This is a genomic window from Winogradskyella rapida (genome assembly GCF_042675845.1).
Lineage (GTDB): Bacteria > Bacteroidota > Bacteroidia > Flavobacteriales > Flavobacteriaceae > Winogradskyella > Winogradskyella rapida.
Genome location: NZ_JBHTKM010000053.1, coordinates 4,720 through 5,960, shown reverse-complemented (window position 1 = coordinate 5,960; position 1,241 = coordinate 4,720). Strand labels below are relative to the sequence as shown.

Genomic DNA, 1,241 nt, shown 5'->3' with positions numbered 1-1,241 from the left:
TTGTTCTTCTCTACTTGCGAATATTCCTGCGGAATTTTCACGGGTTCGTTAAAGTTTGCTAACTTAGTCGCTAAACCACGCAACTAACCATACACAAACACGTTGGTTGCAATTAAAATTGACCTTGAATCATAATGAAATTAAGCTTCTTCCTCTGGACTCTGATTCTTTTGACTCTTTTGAGTCTCGGATTTGACCTATTCGGTTTCTATTTTATAACAGAATATAATATCGAAGCCTTTGATTTTGGAATTATTGGTGGAGGTGTCGAGCTTTTATTTTGGTTAAGCTTTTTAAGTACAATCATATTCCTTATCATTAAAAGAAATCAGTTATCTAAAAGAAACGTCTCTTCGATAATAATGCTGTTAATTATAATTCTATCACTTACACTAATTGATAAAACAGCAATGATAGAAAGTTTGTTCCAAAAAATATATTTTTCCGATAACGTTATGATGGAGGATTCAACAGATCTCACTCTAAATGATATCGCAGAAATTCAGGTTATCGACCTACTACACTTAGTACAAACAGATAAAAGAAAAGTTTTTTCAGAATTAATAGCTTACTCTGGTAACGATAAAGAAAGAATATTTAAGGATCATTTGGACTTAAGTGTTATTGAAGAGCAGAAAACAAACACGTTGTACTTTAATCAGTTTAGGAAAATAATTGATTATTGCTATAACCTCAAACCATCAACAGGCAATATTGACACAGAATATAACTTTGTAATGACTGACAGTCGGACCATTCAAAAAAACAAACGACAAGTCGTTAGAGTAAAAATGAATTTCTGCTTACCTAACGAAGTAAAATGTATCAAAGACGTTTATTATTTTGATTTTGTCAAATCAGATAAAACCTTATTACTGATTGACATTAACGCCATGGAATTATATAAATAAGAAACTATAGTAATCTACTATTTAAGACTTGTCTCAGATTTGTTAAATGAGTGCATTTCAAATGGTCGTAATCAGTCATAAAAAGCAGTCGGACGGATTCTGACGGAGGAAAGACTAAATGGAATAAAAAAACTGCAACCAACACCGTGTATAATTAGTTGCTTTTTTGTGCTTACTTGTGAAAATTCCTGCGGAATTTTCACGGGTTCGTAAAAGTTTGCTAACTTAGTTGCTTAACCACGCAACTAACCATACACAAACACGTTAGCAGCAAGCAGTCACGTTTTGCTAACCTCTTTCCTAATTAAATAGCCTTTTATTCCTAGTCAT

Annotated in this window: 1 protein-coding gene; it reads left to right on the top strand. The window is 32.5% G+C overall.

Annotated features, from left to right (window positions below; genetic code table 11):
- Positions 1-134 precede the first annotated feature (134 nt).
- Positions 135-911 (top strand): hypothetical protein, encoded by a 777-nt coding sequence (locus tag ACFQ13_RS07220; protein ID WP_386115691.1) that lies wholly within the window; start codon positions 135-137, stop codon positions 909-911.
- Positions 912-1,241: the final 330 nt, after the last annotated feature.

Bases quoted from the DNA above. Each gene is read 5' to 3' on its own strand.
- ACFQ13_RS07220 (WP_386115691.1), top strand. From the start codon at position 135: ATGAAATTAAGCTTCTTCCTCTGGACTCTGATTCTTTTGACTCTTTTG.